This is a genomic window from Mycobacterium sp. 852002-51057_SCH5723018, from assembly GCF_001667035.1.
GTDB lineage: Bacteria > Actinomycetota > Actinomycetes > Mycobacteriales > Mycobacteriaceae > Mycobacterium.
Genome location: NZ_LZIR01000098.1, coordinates 60,690 through 76,848, shown reverse-complemented (window position 1 = coordinate 76,848; position 16,159 = coordinate 60,690). Strand labels below are relative to the sequence as shown.

Below are 16,159 nucleotides of genomic sequence, written 5' to 3'. Positions count from 1 at the left end.
AGGCAATGGCCTGCGCGCGCGAGGCTTCCGCCGCTCGCCAGCTCCGCCTACGGCCGCAACCCGGTTGCGATACGGGGTCGCCGCGGCGGTGGCCCGTCGAGCAGCCCGAGGACGGTGTCGACGTCGAGGTGGGCCGCCAGCAGGTCGGCGATCAGATCGAGTTGGGCATCGCGGCGCGCGGCGACGTTGGTCTCGCCGACCACGAATCCGGTGCGGCCGGCCGCCTCGGCGACGCGGGCGAGCCATGCGCGACGGAAGTCGTCGTTGTCGAGCAGGCCGTGCCAATGGGTGCCGAACACCGCGCCGCGCAGGATGCCCTGCGGCTGCGAGTCGGCCGCGAACCAGGTCTCCTCGGCGCACCGGGAGAGCCGCCCATGATGGATTTCGTAGCCTGACAGAGGGCCGTCGTGCGGCCGCTGCCAACGGCGCAGCACCTTGGCCTCCGCGAAGGCGACGTCGGCGTCGAGCAGGCCGAGCCCGGCGACCTCCCCCGCGCCCGATTCGACCGTGTCCTCGATGCGCCGGCAGAGCATCTGCAGTCCGCCGCAAATGCCCAGCACCGACTTGCCGGCCCGGGCACGCTCGGCGATGGCGCCGGCCAGGCCGCGATCGCGCAGCCAGGACAGGTCGGCGACGGTGGCCTTACTGCCCGGAAGCACGATCAGGTCGGCGTCGGCCAGATCGGCGGGGTCGGTGATCCAGCGCACCAGCACGCCGGGCTCGCAGGCCAGGGCCTCGACGTCGGTGGAGTTCGAGATCCGGGGCAGCCGGACCGCGGCCACCCGCAGCCACTCGTCGCCGCGCGGCGGGGCGGGCGTGCCGACCACGCGGTGGGCGACCACCGACAGCGAGTCCTCGGCGTCCAGCCACAGCTCGTCGGCGTAGGGCACGACCCCGTAGGTCGGGCGGCCGGTCATGGCGTGCAGCTGCTTGAGCCCGGGTTCGAGCAGCGCCGGGTCGCCGCGGAATTTGTTGACGACGAAGCCTGCGATCAGCGCTTGGTCCTCGGGCTCGAGCACCGCGACGGTGCCGAACAGGTGGGCGAGCAGGCCGCCGCGGTCGATGTCGCCGACCAGGATCACCGGCAGGTTTGCCGCGCGGGCCAATCCCATGTTCGCCAGATCGGTTGCACGCAAGTTGATCTCGGCCGGCGAACCGGCTCCCTCGCAGATCACCGCTTCGAATTCGGCGCGCAGGGATGACAATTCGTCTCCGACGATGCCGGCGAGCCGGTCGCGATGGTTCACATAGCCCGCGGCGGTGACGGATTCGGCGACCCGGCCGCGGATCACCAGCTGGGCGGACCGGTCGCTGCCGGGCTTGAGCAGGATCGGGTTGAATCGCACGCTGGGCTCGAGCCCCGCCGCCCGCGCCTGGATCGCCTGGGCGCGGCCGATCTCGCCGCCTTCGACGGTGACCACCGAGTTGTTGGACATGTTCTGCGCCTTGAACGGCGCCACGCGAATCCCCTTGCGCGCCAACAACCGGCACAGGCCAGCCACCACCACCGATTTCCCGGCGTCGGAGCTGGTGCCCGCGACCAGCAGCGCGCCACTCACCTTTTTGTGGCGAGCAGACGCAAAAGCCCCCAATGTGGGGCCCAAATAGGGGCTTTTATGTCTGCTCGCGCCGAAAGCCTCACAGCTGAGTCAGGATCTCGACGCCGCTGTCGGTGACCAGCAACGTGTGCTCGAACTGCGCGGTCCATTTGCGGTCCTTGGTGACCACCGTCCAGCCGTCGTCCCAGATCTCGTAGTCCAGCGCGCCGAGGTTGATCATCGGTTCGATGGTGAACGTCATGCCCGGCTGCATGATGGTCGAAACGGCGGGCTGGTCGTAGTGCAGCACGACCAGCCCGTTGTGGAACGTGGTGCCGACGCCGTGGCCGGTGAAGTCACGAACGACGTTGTACCCGAAACGGTTTGCATAGGACTCGATGACGCGGCCCACGACCGACAGCGCCCGCCCGGGTTTGACGGCGTTGATGGCGCGCGTGGTGGCCTCGCGGGTCCGCTCCACCAACAGCCGGTGCTCCTCGGAGACGTCGCCGGCCAGGAACGTGGCGTTGGTGTCGCCGTGCACCCCGTCGATGTAGGCGGTGACGTCGATGTTGACGATGTCCCCGTCTTCGATCACGGTCGAGTCGGGGATGCCGTGGCAGATGACTTCGTTGAGCGACGTGCAGCACGACTTCGGGAATCCCTTGTAGCCCAGCGTCGAGGGGTAGGCGCCGTTGTCGATCATGTACTCGTGGGCGATCCGGTCCAGCTCGTCGGTGGTCACCCCGGGCGCCACCGCCTTGCCCGCTTCGGCCAGCGCGCCGGCCGCGATCCGGCCGGCCACGCGCATCTTCTCGATCACATCAGGCGTCTGCACCCACGGTTCGCTGCCTTCCCGGGCCGTCGGCTTGCCGACATATTCCGGACGCTCGATGCGGCCGGGCACCGGCAGCGTCGGGGAGATCACTCCGGGGGAAAGCGCGGTCCGAGCAGGCATGGCGACCAGCATAATCGCGCGCGCAGCGCCGGCTCAGCCTCGCGTGTGAATCGGCGGCTTTGAGTGTGAGCGTGGGTCGCCACCTGTTCACATTCCCCGCCGTCAGCGCACACGCAAAGCCGTCACCGCACACGCAACGCTGCGGCAGGGCCAGACCCACGCTAAGCGAGGTAGTCCCGGGGCAGCGATTCGAACATCACCTTGGTCATCCGGACCGCGTATTCCGAGCTGCCGCCCCCGACGATCAGCGCCGCGAACGCCAGGTCGCCGCGGTACCCGGCGAACCAGGAGTGCGAGCCGCCGGGGAACTCGGCCTCACCGGTCTTCGCGTATATCTCGCCGCAGCAGCCGGAGATCTCCTTGGCGGTCCCGTTGGTCACCACCAGCCGCATCATCGGCCGCAGCGCGCCGATCATCTTCTCCGAGATCGGCGTGTTGTCGCCGTCGACCGTCGTCGGCCGCCCGGCGATCAGCTGCGGCACCGGGGTCTTCCCGGCGGCTACGGTGGCGGCGACCAAGGCCATGCCGAAGGGGCTGGCCAGCACCTTGCCCTGGCCGAAGCCGTCCTCGGTGCGCTCGGCCAGGTCCACCGTCGGCGGCACCGACCCGGTCACGGTGGTGATGCCGTCCACCTGGTAGTCCAGACCGATCCCGTAGCGGTTGGCCGCCTGCGTCAGGCCGCGCGGCGGCATCCTGCTGCTCAGCTCGGCGAACGTGGTGTTGCAGGAACTGGCGAACGCGCGCGACATCGACACCACGCCCAGGTCGAAGCCGCCATAGTTGGGAATGGTCCGGTGCCCGATGTCGATGTGGCCGGGGCAGCCCAGCATCGTGTTGGGCGTGGCCATGTCGCGGTCGACGGCGGCGCCGGCGGTGATCATCTTGAATGTCGACCCGGGCGGGAACAGGCCGGTGGTGGCGAGCAGGCCGTCGGCGTCGGCGCCCTTGTTCTGCGCGATCGCCAGGATCTCCCCGGTCGACGGCTTGATCACAACGATCATCGCCTTGCCGCCGCGGGTGTCCACCGCGCGCTGAGCGGCGTTTTGCACGGCCCGGTCCAAGGTGATCGACACCGACGGCGCCGGCGAGCCCTCGATTTCCTGAAGCACGGCGACGTCGACGCCGTTCTGGTTGACGCTGACCACCCGCCACCCCGCCTGGCCGTCGAGCTGGTCCATCACGGCCTTCTTCACCGCGTTGATGACGGCCGGCGCGAAATGCGGGTCGGTCGGCAGCATTTCGGCCTGGGGGGTGATCACGATGCCGGGCAGTCTTCCGATCGCCGGGAAGACCTTGTCGTTGTCGTCGGGCTGCAGCGTGACGCCCAGGTCCAGCGGATGGGGGGCCGAGGTGGCCTGCTCTGCGAGCAGCTGCGGGTCCACGAGCGTGTTGTTGAAGGGCCGCAACACGTCGACGATCGCGTGCGTCGTCCCGATCAGCGCCGGCCCGGCCTGGGTGGCGTCGAGCGTGTAGTGGTACAGGTAGCCCGGGGCCAGCACGTCGCTGCCGCCGAGTTCGTTCACCGAGGCGCGCCGCGGCGGATCGGAGCGCAACGCGAACGTCTGGTGCTCACCCAGCTTGGGGTGCAGGCCGGTGGTGGCCCACCGGACCTCCCAGCGCCCCTCGTCGCGGGCCATCTTCAGCTGCCCGTCGTAGCTCCACGTCCGGTTCTTCGGCAGGTGCCAGGTGAAGCGGTAGTTGACCGTGCCGGTGTCCTCGGCGTACTTGGAGCTGAGGATCTGCGCATCGAGGTGGGTGGCCTGCAGCCCCGCCCACGCGGCGTTGAGCGCCTCGCGGGCTTCGTTGGGGTTGTCGCTGAGCTGGGCGGCCGTCGCGGTGTCGCCGATGGACAAGGCGCGCAGGTACTTTTCGGCGGCCGGCCCGGGGCCCTCCGGTCGAGGCGTGCACCCGGACAGGGCGATGACCCCGACCAGCAGCAAACTCAAGACGCATGAGGCTAATGTTCTTTTTGTTGCCATCGTTGCTGATGTTAAGAACTGCGAGCCCAACACCAGCGCCGACACACCGAGACCCGACCGTTATGGGCAGATAGGGCGCGGCCCCGACTGTGCGGCCAGCCGCACTTTGGGTGCCTAGCGTGCGGCCAGCCGCACCTTCGCGGATCAGTCCAGCAGCACCGTGGCGAACGTGCCGACCTCGGTGAAGCCCACGCGGGCGTAGGCGGCGCGCGCGACGGTGTTGAAGTCGTTCACGTAAAGGCTGGCGATCCGTCCGCTGCCGACGGTGACGGCGGCCACCGTCGCGGTGCCGGCGGTGCCCAGGCCCAGGCCGCGCCACTCCGGGTGCACCCAAACCCCTTGGATCTGGCCGACCCCGGGAGATTGCGACCCCACTTCGGCCTTGAAGACGACCTGCCCGTGCTCGAAGCGCGCCCAGGCCCGCCCCGCCGCGATCAGGCTGGCCACCCGTCGGCGATAGCCGCGACCGCCGTCACCGAGCCGCGGGTCGACGCCCACCTCCCCGATGAACATGTCGACGGCGGCTACGAGATAGGCGTCCAGCTCGTCGGGCCGGACCTGACGCACTTCGGGATCGATGTCGCAGTTCGGGTGCCTGGTGAGCGCCATCAGCGGCTGGTTGTCGCGCACGTCACGCGCCGGACCCCACGCCGGCTCGAGCCGCTCCCACATCGGCATCACCAGGTCGGCCCTGCCCACCAGCGACGAACAGCGCCGCGTTCCGCTCATCGCCTCGTCGGCGAAGGCGGTCAGGTCGGCCGGTCCGCCGCGCAGCGGGATCAGATTGGCGCCGGCGAAGCACAGCGACTCCTCCGGGCCGCGGCGAGTCCACAGCTCCCCGCCGATCGAATTGGGTTCGATGCCGTGGTCAGCGACGCGGGCCGCAACCATGCAGGAACCGACCGGGTCGTCTTCGAACACCCGCCAAACGGCGGCGGCGTCGCGCACCACAGACACCCGCCGCTCGCCGACTAGGCGAAAGAGTGGCGGAGCCGACATCTGGCGAGACTCTCTGTGGTGCGAACTGAAGACCAGCAGAAGCGAACTGGCCCTATCAGCTTACGGTCACAATAGGCGAACCGCTCGTTTCTGTTCCCGGACCGTGATCGCTGCCCTGCTCCGCGGCGAGCCGCATGGCCTCCTCGATCAGCGTCTCTACGATTTGCGCCTCGGGCACCGTCTTGATCACTTCGCCGCGAACGAAGATCTGCCCCTTGCCATTTCCCGACGCCACGCCCAGGTCGGCCTCGCGGGCCTCGCCGGGACCGTTGACGACGCAGCCCATCACGGCGACCCGCAGCGGCACGTCGAGACCGTCCAGGCCGGCGGTGACCTCGTTGGCCAGCGTGTAGACGTCGACCTGGGCGCGACCGCACGACGGGCAGGACACGATCTCGAGCGACCGCGGCCGCAGGTTCAGCGACTCCAGAATCTGAGTGCCGACCTTGACCTCCTCGACCGGCGGCGCCGACAGCGACACCCGGATGGTGTCACCGATACCCCGCGACAACAGCGCGCCGAAGGCCACCGCGGACTTGATGGTGCCCTGGAACGCGGGACCGGCCTCGGTGACGCCGAGGTGCAGGGGGTAATCGCATTGGGCGGCCAGCTGCTCGTAGGCGGCGACCATCACGACGGGGTCGTTGTGCTTGACGCTGATCTTGATGTCGCCGAACCCGTGCTCCTCGAACAGCGAGGCCTCCCACAGCGCGGATTCGACCAGCGCCTCGGGGGTGGCCTTGCCGTACTTCTCCATGAAGCGCTTGTCCAGCGAGCCGGCGTTGACGCCGATGCGGATCGGGATGCCGGCCGCGGCGGCGGCCTTGGCGACCTCGCCGACCCGGCCGTCGAATTCCTTGATGTTGCCGGGGTTTACCCGCACCGCGGCGCACCCGGCGTCGATGGCGGCGAAGATGTACTTCGGCTGGAAGTGAATGTCGGCGATCACCGGGATCTGGCTGTGCCGGGCGATCTCGGCCAGCGCGTCGGCGTCCTCCTGGCGCGGGCAGGCCACCCGGACGATGTCGCAGCCTGCGGCGGTGAGCTCGGCGATCTGCTGCAGCGTCGAGTTGACGTCGTGCGTCTTGGTGGTGCACATCGACTGCACCGAAATCGGATACTCGCTGCCCACCCCGACGTCCGCGACCATCAGCTGCCGCGTTTTGCGCCGGGGGGCCAGCGTGGGCGCCGGCGGCTTCGGCATCCCCAGTCCGACGGATCCCGTACTCACTGGAACAGCCTGATCGGGTTCACCAGGTCGGCGGTCACGGTCAGCAGCATGTAGCCGACCACGAAGACCAACACCACGTACGTGGCGGGCATGAGCTTCAGGTAGTTCACCGGCGCCGCCGCGACCATGCCACGGGCCGACCGGATCAGGTTGCGGATCCTCTCGAATACCGCGATGGCGATGTGGCCGCCGTCGAAGGGCAGCAGCGGCACCAGGTTGATCGCGCCCAGGATGAGGTTCAGCTGGGCCAAAAAGAACCAGAACGCCACCCACAGGCCGTGGTCGACGGTGTCACCGCCGATGATGCTGGCCCCCACCACGCTCATCGGCGTCTGCGGGTCGCGTTGCCCGCCGCCGATCGCATGCACCAGCGCCCCGACCTTGGTCGGGATCGTGACCAGCGCCTTGCCCACCTCGACTGTCAGCTCGCCGGCGAAGGCAAAGGTGGCCGGTATTGCCGAGAGGACGTTGTAGTGAGTGGGCGCGACCCTGACGGCACCGACGCCGATGGCGCCGACCGTGGCCGCCTCGGGTTGGCCGCCCTGGCCCTTGGTGAGAAAGCGTTGGGTGGGCGTGACGTCGACGTAGGTGGTGATGGCGGCGCCGTTGCGCTCGACGACCACGGGAACGGTGCCATGCAGCTTGCGGACGGCCGCCGCCATGTCGTCGAAGGTGGACACCGGGGTGTCGCCCACCTTGACGACGACGTCGCCGGGGCGGATCCCGGCCAGCGCCGCCGGGCCTGCCCCGGAGCAGTTGCCGACCTTGCCGGGCGCGACTTCGGGTGCGACGCAAGCGGTTTCGCCGACGATGGCCTTGGTGGGCGGGTGCAGGTTGGGCAGCCCCCAGACCAGCGCGATGCCGTAAATCAGCACCAGGCAGATGACGAAGTTCATGCCGGGGCCGGCGAACAGCGTCGCCACCCGCTTCCAGGTCGCCTGCTTGTACATCGCGCGGTCAGCCTCGTCGGGCGCCAGGTCCTCGACCGGGGTCATGCCGGCGATATCGCAGAAGCCGCCCAGCGGCACGGCCTTGACGCCGTACTGGGTCTCACCGCGCCGGGTTGACCACAGCGTGGGGCCGAAGCCGACGAAATAGCGGCGCACCTTCATGCCGGTCGCGCGGGCGACCCACATGTGGCCGCACTCGTGCAGGGCCACCGAGATAAGGATGGCGAGCGCGAACAGCACAATGCCGATTGCGAACATCATCAGGCGCTAAAGACCTTTCTGGATACCATTCCGGAACCCTTGGCGGGGCCCGCACTGGCGACCGCGCGCTGCGCCCGCTCCCGTGCCCAGCGTTGCGCGTCCAGTACCTCATCCACGGTAGCGGGTGATGCGGCCCATTGGTCGGCGGCGCTCAGCACGTGGGCGATGGTTTTGACGATGTCGGGGAAACCGATCCGACCCGCCAGGAAGGCCGCCGCCGCCTCTTCGTTCGCGGCGTTGTAGACCGCGGTCATGCAGCCGCCGGTCACCCCGGCGTGCCGGGCCAGCTCGACGGCGGGGAAAACGTCGCTGTCCAGCGGCTCGAATTCCCAGCTGGCGGCGGTGCTGAAGTCGCAGCTCGCCGCCGCGCCCGGAACCCGGCGGGGCCAGCCCAGGGCCAACGCGATGGGCAGCTTCATGTCCGGGGGGCTGGCCTGGGCGATCGTCGAGCCGTCGACGAAGGTGACCATCGAATGAACAATTGACTGCGGGTGCACCACGACCTCGATCCGGTCGTACGCGATGCCGAACAGCAGGTGCGTCTCGATGAGCTCCAGCCCCTTGTTGACCAGCGACGCCGAGTTCAGCGTGTTCATCGGGCCCATCGACCATGTGGGGTGGGCGCCGGCCTGCTCGGGGGTGACGTGCTCGAGGTCGGCCGCCGACCAGCCGCGGAACGGCCCGCCGGAGGCGGTCAGCACCAGCTTGGCGACCTCGTCGGGGGTGCCGCCGCGCAGGCACTGGGCCAGGGCGGAGTGCTCGGAGTCGACGGGCACGATCTGGCCCGGCCGTGCCGCCCGCAGCACCAGCGGACCCCCGGCAACCAGCGATTCCTTGTTGGCCAGCGCCAGCCGGGCGCCGGAGGCAAGCGCGGCCAGCGTCGGTCGCAGTCCCAGCGCCCCGACCAGCGCGTTGAGCACGACGTCGGCCTCGGTCTCCTCGACCAGCCGGGTGGCCGCGTCGGGACCGCAAAAGGTGACCCCCCCGATTTCGTCGACCCGCTGCGCCGCCCGCTCGTCGGCGACGGCGATGTTGGTGACCCCGGTCTCGGCGCGCTGGCGCACCAGGGTGTCCACGTTCGCGCCCCCGGCGGCCAGCCCGACGACCTCGAAGCGGTCCGGATTGGCCGCGATGACCTGCAGCGCCTGGGTACCGATGGAACCGGTGCTGCCCAGCACCAGCACGCGCAGGCGGCGCTCGGCGGTGGGGTTGCTCACTCACCTATTGTGCCCCGCTCGGCGACGCCGAGGGTCTCGCGGCCGGTATGCCAGAATCTTGGATACCAGCCGATCCGATCCGAAAGGGATTCGCCGTGGCCAGTACCGAGGTGGAGCACTACAACGGCGTCGACGTCGCCGAGGTGCCGTCGGCAGCCTGGGGGTGGAGCAAGATCAACATCCGCACCTGGCACATCACCGGGGTGGTCATCGTCATATTTCTGCTGGCGATGCTGCGCGGCAACCACGTCGGCCATGTCGAGAACTGGTTCCTGATCGCATTCGCCGTCCTCACGCTCTTCGCCCTGGGCCGCGACTGGTGGGGCCGCCGGCGCGGCTGGATCAGGTAGCGGGCACGGTTTCGCGCGCCGGGTTCGCCCGCCGGACGCTCACATCCCCGGAGCCGCTGCGCACCTGAAGCACGAGGGTTTCGTCGCCCTGATGCGGCCCGTCCGACGCCTGCAGGTCATTGCTGACGGCGCCGGATCCGGTGACGATGTCCAGCCTTGCCGCGGTGCCCTCGGCAACGCCGACCGTGACCTCGCCGCTGCTGGTGTGGGCGGACACGCCGCCACGAACGGCGGCAGCCACCTCGACCGATCCCGACGCGGTGTGCGCCTTGAGGTGTCCGCTCAGCCGGCGGACGGTCAGGGAGCCGCCGGCGGCCTTGAACTTGAGGTCGCCGTCCAGCTCCCCGACGCTGACCTCGCCGGAAGCGGTGGCGATCCAAGCGTTCCCGTGGACGGTGTGCACGGTGAACGAGCCGGACGAGTTGGTCGCCTTGATGTTTCCGGTCACGGCGTCGATCTGGACATCTCCGCTGGCCGTCGCGATCCGAACGTCGCGGAACTCACCCGCGGCGCGCAGATCGGCCGACCCAAGCGATGCCTGCAACCGCGAGCGTGCCGGCAGCGCGATCTCGACGTCGGTGGCGCAGTTCCGAAAGAACGCCAGGCCCCGTTTGGCGCCCGAGACGACGAGCTTGCCGTCGCGAAAGTCCACCCGCGTGTGCTCGGAGGCCCAGACGTCGGAATCCCGGGAAAAATCGCGAGGCAGGACCTGTACCACGGTGTCTGCGCGGTCGGTGGCCACGAGCCGGATCGAGCCTTCGATGGCGTCGATTCGCACCGCGATCGGCTCTGGGGTGGCAAAGGTAGGCATGCGTTTCTCCTCGGTGTCAGCGGACCCAGCCGGTCACGCGGTGGGCGGAGGTACGTGCGGGTCGACCGGCGTCGGACTTGGCGTTGCCATTGGCGGCCCCCTGACTGGCCCCCTGACTGGCCACCGCGGCGGCGCGCACCAGCCAGGAGTTCAACGACGCCCCTTCGCGACGAGCGGCCGCCTCGACGCCCGGCCGGAGGCCCGCGGGCAGCCGCAGCGTGACCCGCCAGGTGCCGCCGTCGTCGTCGTACTGCGCGACAACCGCGTCCTCGTCGGGCGCTTCGTCGAGCGCAGCGGTGACGATGAACTCCGGATCACGGCCGCGCAGCCGCACCTCCACCGACCGCGGCGCCAGCTCACGGGTGATCTCTTCGGCCGCGGCCGACACGGCCTCTAGCAGTGCCAGCCGCATGGCCGACTCCAAGGGGGCGCTCAGCCGCTCGGCCAGCTCTTGGGCCTCCGCGCCGCCGGCCGCCGCGGCGACGGTCAGCTCGTGGCGGACGGCGTCGACGTAGGGCTGCAGATCCATGGTGTCATGGTGACACTATCTTGACGTCACCGCAAGTGTCGCGATGGTGCTGGCGGCGGGCCCGGCGGTACCACGCGCCCCCGAACGCGCCGACGGCTACCACCACCAGCGCAACCGCCCACGGCCAAGCGCCGTGCTGGTGCACCCACCCGGCCAGCGCCCCCTGAAGCCGGCCCGCCGCGGCAATCACGGCATCGTGGGGGTTCGCCTGGGCGCTGAAGAGGCGCACCTCGTAGACGCCGTAATAGGCGACGTACAGCCCGACCAGCACCAGCAGCGCACCACCGATCCGGTTGACGAACGGCAGGGCTCGCCGGAATCGGTCGGCCATCGCCGAAGTGGCCGTCGCCGCGGCGATCGCCAGCACCCCCACGACCAGGCTCAGGCCCGCGACGTAGGCGAGGTAGATCGACGCGCCCGTGAGAACCGATCCGGCACGGAAACCGGCGGCGGTGACCGCCAGGAACGGCCCGACGGTGCACGACAGCGAGGCGATCGCGTAGCTGACGCCATAGGAGTACATCGACACCAGCCGCGCATCCGGCGCCCAGCGCGGGCCGAGCGACCGGGGTGTCAGGGCCGCCAACTCCCGACCCGACAGCAGCCAAACCCCAAGCGCCACAAGGATAATGCCGATCACCGCGGTGCCGTACGGCAGGTACCGCTGCACCGTTGTGGCCGCCGATATGGTCAGCGCGCCGAACAATCCGAACACCGTCAAAAAGCCGAGCGCCATCCCGATGGTGGCGGCCAGCGCCCGGCCGAGCGCGGCCAGTCCGGCCCGCTCGCGGGCTTGCTGCCCGCGCACCACGAGGAGGAGGTACGCCGGCAGCATCGCAAAGCCGCACGGGTTGAGGGCCGCGACCAATCCGGCGGCGAAGGCCAGACCGACGAGACCCCGATCCACGGCGTCAGGACGCCAGCGCGGCGACCCGGCCGGACAGCTCCTGCTGTGACATCGCCGAGGTCGGGTTGTTGACGAACGTCGAGCTGCCGTCGGGCCGATAAAACACCCACGCCGGCTGCCACGGCACGTTGTAACGGGCCCAGATCGAGCCGTCCGCGTCGTTGAGGGTGGTGAAGTTCAGGCCGTACTTGGAGACGAAGTTCTGCATCGCGCCAACGTCGGAGTGCGCGGCGACACCGACGAACGTGACACGCGGATTAGCGGCCGCCACCTGGCTGACGCCGGGGGCCTCGGCGTTGCAGAACGGGCACCACGGCGTCCAGAACCACAGCACCGCGGGCTTTCCCTGCAGACTGGCGCCGTTGAACGGCGCACCGCTGAGCGTGGTTGCGGTGAACTGCATGCGATCGTCGGCGGCCGCCGCCCGGGGCGGTTCGGCCAGACCGAATATCAGGGCAGCCGCGAACACCGCGGCGGCAAAGAATTTCAATGGAGACAACAAGCGAACAATCATGGCTCACCTCGTTTGCTGGTGTTATGCCTTTACGACGTTCGAATCGCCTCCGCGGTTCAGCCGACGGCTCGCCGAACGTGCAGCCATTGCGAGTTTTTCGCGAGTTTTTCGCAACGGCTGCACGTTCGGCGCGGCTGCTACCCGCCTTCGGCGGCCAGCTGTCCGCAGGCGGCGCTGATCTCACGACCCCGCGTATCGCGCACCGTGCACGACACCCCTTTGGAGCGGACTCGCCGCACGAATTCCCGCTCCACCGCCTTCGGGCTGGCGTCCCAATCACTGCCCGGCGTCGGGTTGAGCGGGATCAGGTTCACATGCACCAGCTGCCCGAGCGCCCGATGCAGCCGCTTACCCAGCAGGTCGGCCCGCCAGGGCTGGTCGTTCACGTCGCGGATCAACGCGTATTCGACCGAGACCCGGCGACCGGTCACGTCGGCGTAATACCGGGCCGCGTCCAGAGCCTCCCCGAGCTTCCACCGGGTGTTGACCGGGACCAGCGTGTCGCGCAGCTCGTCGTCGGGCGCGTGCAACGAGAGCGCCAGGGTCACCCCCAGCCCTTCGTCGGCGAGTTTGCGGATCGCCGGAACCAGGCCCACCGTCGACACCGTCACCGAGCGGCCCGAAATGCCGAAGCCGTCGGGCGGCGGTTCGGTGATGCGCTGCACCGCGGCCACCACCCGGGCGTAATTGGCCAGCGGCTCCCCCATGCCCATGAAAACCACGTTCGACAGCCGATCACCGAAGTCGTCGCGCAGGGCCGCGGCGGCCGCCCGCACCTGTTCGAGAATCTCGGCCGTGGACAGGTTGCGGGTCAGCCCGCCCTGGCCGGTGGCACAGAACGGGCAGGCCATGCCGCAACCGGCCTGCGACGAAATGCACACCGTGTTGCGTTGCGGATAACGCATCAGCACCGACTCGACGGTGGCGCCATCGATGGCGCGCCACAACGTCTTTCGGGTTTGGCCGGCATCACAGCTCACCTCGGCGGCGGCGGTGAGTAGGTCGGGAAACATCGCCTCGGCGATGGCCGAGCGCACCGACGCCGGTAGGTCCGTCATCGCTTGGGGATCGGCGATCAGCCGTCCGTAGTACTGGTGCGCGAGCTGCCTGGCGCGAAACGGAGGCAAACCCAGCTCGGCGACGGCCGACGCGCGGCCCGCCGCGTCGAGATCGGCCAGGTGTCGCGGCGGCCTGTTGCGGCGGGGCTCGGAGAAAACCAACTGTTGGGCCATGACCTGTCCAGTATCCGTCCTGTCAGGGCACCCCGAAAAATCTAGGGAAGCAGCGTCAGCACCGTCCAGGCAGCGACGGCCGACGGAAGTACCCCGTCGAGCCGGTCCATCAGGCCGCCGTGGCCGGGCAGCAGCCGGCCCATGTCCTTGATCCCGAGGTCGCGTTTGACCTGGGACTCCACCAGGTCGCCCAGCGTGCAGGTCAGCACGAGGACGACACCCAGCACGGCACCGATCCACGGCGGCTTTTCCGCCAGGAAGGTCGCGGTCAGGATCGCGGCCGTGATCCCGAACACCAGCGACCCGGCGAATCCCTCCCAGGACTTCTTCGGGCTGATCGCCGGGACCATCGGGTGCTTGCCGAACAGCACGCCCACCGCGTAGCCGCCCACATCGGAGGCGACAACGGTGACCATCAGGCAGAACACCCGCCCGGCGCCGTCGTGCGGGTACACCAGCAAGGCGCCGAAGGACGCGAACAGCGGCACCCAGGCGGCCAGGAAAACGGTGGCCGACGCGTCCCGCAGGTAGTTCGCCGACGGCGAACCGGCGAACGGCTCGGTCCGTTTGCTGTTGTCCTGCATGAACAGCCGCCAGAAGTTGCACACCACCACCGTGCCGCCGAACCCGGCCAGCGCGCCCGCGGCGTGGAACGGCCAGGTCAGCCAGACGGTCACCTGCCCACCGACCAGCAGCGGGATGACCGGGATGACGTAGCCCGCCTCGCGCAGCCGCCGCACCACCTCGTGGCTGGCCACCAATATGGCCGCCGCGACGAGGGCGACCCAAAAGCGGGGGGCGAACAGCAGCGTCACGACGAGAACGCTGCCGATGCCCACACCCACCGCGATCGCGGCGCGCAGGTCGCGGCCGGCCCGGGACGTCTTCTTGGCCGGTTCCTGCACCGTCTCCTTGGATCCGCGCGCGGGCTCGTCGGGCGGGGTGGCTGCGCCGGTAGTCGCCACTGACCTGAACGAGTTAGCTGCTGATCGGCCGCTAGACCTCCAGCAGCTCGCCTTCTTTGTGCTTTACCAGCTCATCGATCTGGGTGACGTACTGATGGGTGGTCTTGTCCAGATCCTTTTCCGCCCGGCCCACCTCATCCTCGCCGGCCTCGCCGTCCTTGCGGATGCGGTGCAGCTCCTCCATCGCCTTGCGACGGATGTTGCGCACCGAAACCCGGGCTTCCTCGCCCTTGTGCTTGGCCTGCTTGACCAGATCCCGCCGGCGCTCCTCGGTGAGCTGCGGCACGGCCACCCGGATCAAGGTGCCGTCGTTGGTGGGATTGACCCCGAGCTCGGAGTTGCGGATCGCGGTCTCGATCGCGTGCAGCTGATTGGCCTCGTAGGGCTTGATGACCACAAGCCGCGCCTCGGGGACATTGATGCTGGCCAGCTGGGTGATCGGGGTGCTGGTGCCGTAGTAGTCGATCGTGATCCGGGAAAACATGCCCGGGTTCGCGCGGCCGGTTCGAATGGTCGCCAAGTCGTCACGGGCCACCGCCACGGCCTTCTCCATTTTCTCTTCGGCATCGAAGAGAGCCTCGTCGATCATTTGCGCGTCTTCCCCTCAGGTGGTGACCAGTGTCCCGATCTTCTCACCGGCGACCGCGCGGGCGATATTCCCATTGGTCAACAGGTTGAACACCAGGATCGGCATGCCATTGTCCATGCACAGGCTGAATGCCGTGGCATCGGCCACTCGCAGACCGCGGTCGATCACCTCACGATGGCTGATCGCGGTGAGCAGCTCGGCCTCCGGGTTTTGCCGCGGATCCTCGGAAAACACGCCGTCGACCGCCTTGGCCATCAAGACCACCTCCGCGCCGATCTCCAGCGCGCGCTGGGCGGCCGTGGTGTCCGTGGAGAAGTAGGGCAGGCCCATGCCGGCGCCGAAGATCACCACCCGGCCCTTCTCCAGGTGGCGAACGGCGCGCAGCGGCAGGTAGGGCTCCGCGACCTGGCCCATCGTGATCGCGGTCTGGACCCGGGTCACGATGCCTTCCTTTTCCAGGAAGTCCTGCAGCGCGAGGCTGTTCATGACGGTGCCGAGCATGCCCATGTAGTCGGAGCGGGTGCGCTCCATGCCGCGCTGCTGCAGCTGGGCACCGCGGAAGAAGTTGCCGCCCCCGATCACCACGGCGACCTGCACGCCGTCGCGGACCACCTCGGCGATCTGGCGGGCGACCTGGGCCACGACGTCGGGATCCAACCCGACCTGACCGCCGCCGAACATCTCGCCGCCGAGCTTGAGCAGCACCCTCGAATACTTGGATCCGCTCCGCGGCTGGCCGGGAGCGTGCCCGGTCTCCGGTGCGGACGCCGGGACGCTGTTGCCGCTTTTGGTCGGCTCCGGCTGCGGAGCCGCCACGTCGGCGACTCGGGCCTCGCTGGACTCTGTCATCAGACTCCTCGCATGCAAGCGCCATCCCGGGCGACCTCGTCCGGAACGGCATTTCACATCCTGCCTCATCGCAGCACAATATGGGCCCGGCGGGGTGCATTATCTGCGAGTAGGCGATTCATGCGTCGGCGCTGCCGGCGTACCAATCGGATGTTTGAGCGGGCGACGGCAACGGGAATACGCGCCAACGCGGGGCGGCGAATCACGGTCTTGAGAATAAGGACCAGCCTCGCCGTGTGAATGAGGCCGATCGTTCGGTCGGTCGGCGTTGAGCGGCAAT

The 16,159-nt window shown here is 69.1% G+C and carries 16 protein-coding genes; 1 reads left to right on the top strand and 15 read right to left on the bottom strand.

The annotated features are described in order from the left end of the window. Positions 1-47 precede the first annotated feature (47 nt). The 7 genes from A5764_RS21095 to dxr all read right to left on the bottom strand — a co-directional run bounded on the left by A5764_RS21095 (position 48) and on the right by dxr (position 9,133). A complete protein-coding gene (locus tag A5764_RS21095; protein ID WP_067116614.1) occupies positions 48-1,559 on the bottom strand; it encodes a cobyric acid synthase in 1,512 nt (503 codons plus the stop codon). Between the two features lie 79 nt (positions 1,560-1,638). Further along, a complete protein-coding gene (gene map / locus A5764_RS21090) occupies positions 1,639-2,496 on the bottom strand; it encodes a type I methionyl aminopeptidase (protein ID WP_067116716.1) in 858 nt (285 codons plus the stop codon). 161 nt (positions 2,497-2,657) lie between these two features. Further along, entirely contained in the window at positions 2,658-4,475 is a 1,818-nt protein-coding gene (locus A5764_RS21085) for a penicillin-binding transpeptidase domain-containing protein (RefSeq protein WP_067116609.1), read from the bottom strand. A 144-nt stretch (positions 4,476-4,619) separates the two neighbouring features. Further along, positions 4,620-5,474, bottom strand: coding sequence for a GNAT family N-acetyltransferase (locus A5764_RS21080; RefSeq protein ID WP_067116606.1), 855 nt, complete (start codon positions 5,472-5,474; stop codon positions 4,620-4,622). 55 nt (positions 5,475-5,529) lie between these two features. Beyond that, on the bottom strand, positions 5,530-6,678 hold the full coding sequence (gene ispG / locus A5764_RS21075; protein ID WP_067116604.1) for a flavodoxin-dependent (E)-4-hydroxy-3-methylbut-2-enyl-diphosphate synthase: 1,149 nt from the start codon (positions 6,676-6,678) through the stop codon (positions 5,530-5,532). Positions 6,679-6,701: 23 nt separating this feature from the next. After that, on the bottom strand, positions 6,702-7,916 hold the full coding sequence (locus tag A5764_RS21070) for an RIP metalloprotease (protein ID WP_067116601.1): 1,215 nt from the start codon (positions 7,914-7,916) through the stop codon (positions 6,702-6,704). After that, positions 7,916-9,133 (bottom strand): 1-deoxy-D-xylulose-5-phosphate reductoisomerase, encoded by a 1,218-nt coding sequence (dxr, locus tag A5764_RS21065; protein ID WP_067116599.1) that lies wholly within the window; start codon positions 9,131-9,133, stop codon positions 7,916-7,918. Before dxr ends, A5764_RS21070 begins: the two co-directional genes overlap by 1 nt. A 95-nt stretch (positions 9,134-9,228) precedes the next feature. Here dxr and A5764_RS21060 point away from each other — a divergent pair, with 95 nt between their 5' ends. Next, positions 9,229-9,483, top strand: a complete 255-nt coding sequence (locus A5764_RS21060) for a DUF2631 domain-containing protein (RefSeq protein WP_067116713.1) — start codon at positions 9,229-9,231, stop codon at positions 9,481-9,483. On the opposite strand, the gene A5764_RS21055 is transcribed toward A5764_RS21060, so the two are convergent. The 8 genes from A5764_RS21055 to pyrH form a co-directional block, all read right to left on the bottom strand. After that, the gene (locus A5764_RS21055; RefSeq protein WP_067116596.1) at positions 9,476-10,294 is read right to left on the bottom strand and encodes a DUF4097 family beta strand repeat-containing protein; all 819 of its coding nucleotides are present in this window, start codon (positions 10,292-10,294) and stop codon (positions 9,476-9,478) included. The two genes, A5764_RS21060 and A5764_RS21055, sit on opposite strands and share 8 nt — an antisense overlap. Before the next feature lie 16 nt (positions 10,295-10,310). Continuing rightward, entirely contained in the window at positions 10,311-10,823 is a 513-nt protein-coding gene (locus A5764_RS21050; RefSeq protein ID WP_067116593.1) for a histidine kinase, read from the bottom strand. Positions 10,824-10,827: 4 nt separating this feature from the next. Next, a complete protein-coding gene (locus tag A5764_RS21045) occupies positions 10,828-11,730 on the bottom strand; it encodes a cytochrome c biogenesis CcdA family protein (RefSeq protein ID WP_067116591.1) in 903 nt (300 codons plus the stop codon). Between the two features lie 4 nt (positions 11,731-11,734). Further along, positions 11,735-12,244, bottom strand: coding sequence for a protein disulfide oxidoreductase (locus A5764_RS21040; RefSeq protein ID WP_067116588.1), 510 nt, complete (start codon positions 12,242-12,244; stop codon positions 11,735-11,737). Positions 12,245-12,381: 137 nt separating this feature from the next. After that, the gene (gene rlmN, locus A5764_RS21035) at positions 12,382-13,476 is read right to left on the bottom strand and encodes a 23S rRNA (adenine(2503)-C(2))-methyltransferase RlmN (protein ID WP_067116585.1); all 1,095 of its coding nucleotides are present in this window, start codon (positions 13,474-13,476) and stop codon (positions 12,382-12,384) included. A gap of 41 nt (positions 13,477-13,517) precedes the next feature. Then, entirely contained in the window at positions 13,518-14,441 is a 924-nt protein-coding gene (locus A5764_RS21030) for a phosphatidate cytidylyltransferase (protein WP_067116582.1), read from the bottom strand. Positions 14,442-14,472: 31 nt separating this feature from the next. Further along, on the bottom strand, positions 14,473-15,030 hold the full coding sequence (frr, locus tag A5764_RS21025; RefSeq protein WP_067116579.1) for a ribosome recycling factor: 558 nt from the start codon (positions 15,028-15,030) through the stop codon (positions 14,473-14,475). Positions 15,031-15,045: 15 nt separating this feature from the next. Next, positions 15,046-15,879 carry a UMP kinase gene (gene pyrH, locus A5764_RS21020; RefSeq protein ID WP_067116577.1) on the bottom strand — a complete coding sequence of 278 codons (834 nt, stop codon included), beginning with the start codon at positions 15,877-15,879 and terminating at the stop codon, positions 15,046-15,048. Positions 15,880-16,159: the final 280 nt, after the last annotated feature.

Coding starts and splice junctions, on each gene's coding strand:
- map (WP_067116716.1), bottom strand. CDS start 2,496: ATGCCTGCTCGGACCGCGCTTTCCCCCGGAGTGATCTCCCCGACGCTG.
- A5764_RS21085 (WP_067116609.1), bottom strand. CDS start 4,475: ATGGCAACAAAAAGAACATTAGCCTCATGCGTCTTGAGTTTGCTGCTG.
- A5764_RS21080 (WP_067116606.1), bottom strand. CDS start 5,474: ATGTCGGCTCCGCCACTCTTTCGCCTAGTCGGCGAGCGGCGGGTGTCT.
- ispG (WP_067116604.1), bottom strand. CDS start 6,678: ATGCCGAAGCCGCCGGCGCCCACGCTGGCCCCCCGGCGCAAAACGCGG.
- A5764_RS21070 (WP_067116601.1), bottom strand. CDS start 7,916: ATGATGTTCGCAATCGGCATTGTGCTGTTCGCGCTCGCCATCCTTATC.
- A5764_RS21055 (WP_067116596.1), bottom strand. CDS start 10,294: ATGCCTACCTTTGCCACCCCAGAGCCGATCGCGGTGCGAATCGACGCC.
- A5764_RS21050 (WP_067116593.1), bottom strand. CDS start 10,823: ATGGATCTGCAGCCCTACGTCGACGCCGTCCGCCACGAGCTGACCGTC.
- A5764_RS21040 (WP_067116588.1), bottom strand. CDS start 12,244: ATGATTGTTCGCTTGTTGTCTCCATTGAAATTCTTTGCCGCCGCGGTG.
- rlmN (WP_067116585.1), bottom strand. CDS start 13,476: ATGGCCCAACAGTTGGTTTTCTCCGAGCCCCGCCGCAACAGGCCGCCG.
- frr (WP_067116579.1), bottom strand. CDS start 15,030: ATGATCGACGAGGCTCTCTTCGATGCCGAAGAGAAAATGGAGAAGGCC.
- pyrH (WP_067116577.1), bottom strand. CDS start 15,879: ATGACAGAGTCCAGCGAGGCCCGAGTCGCCGACGTGGCGGCTCCGCAG.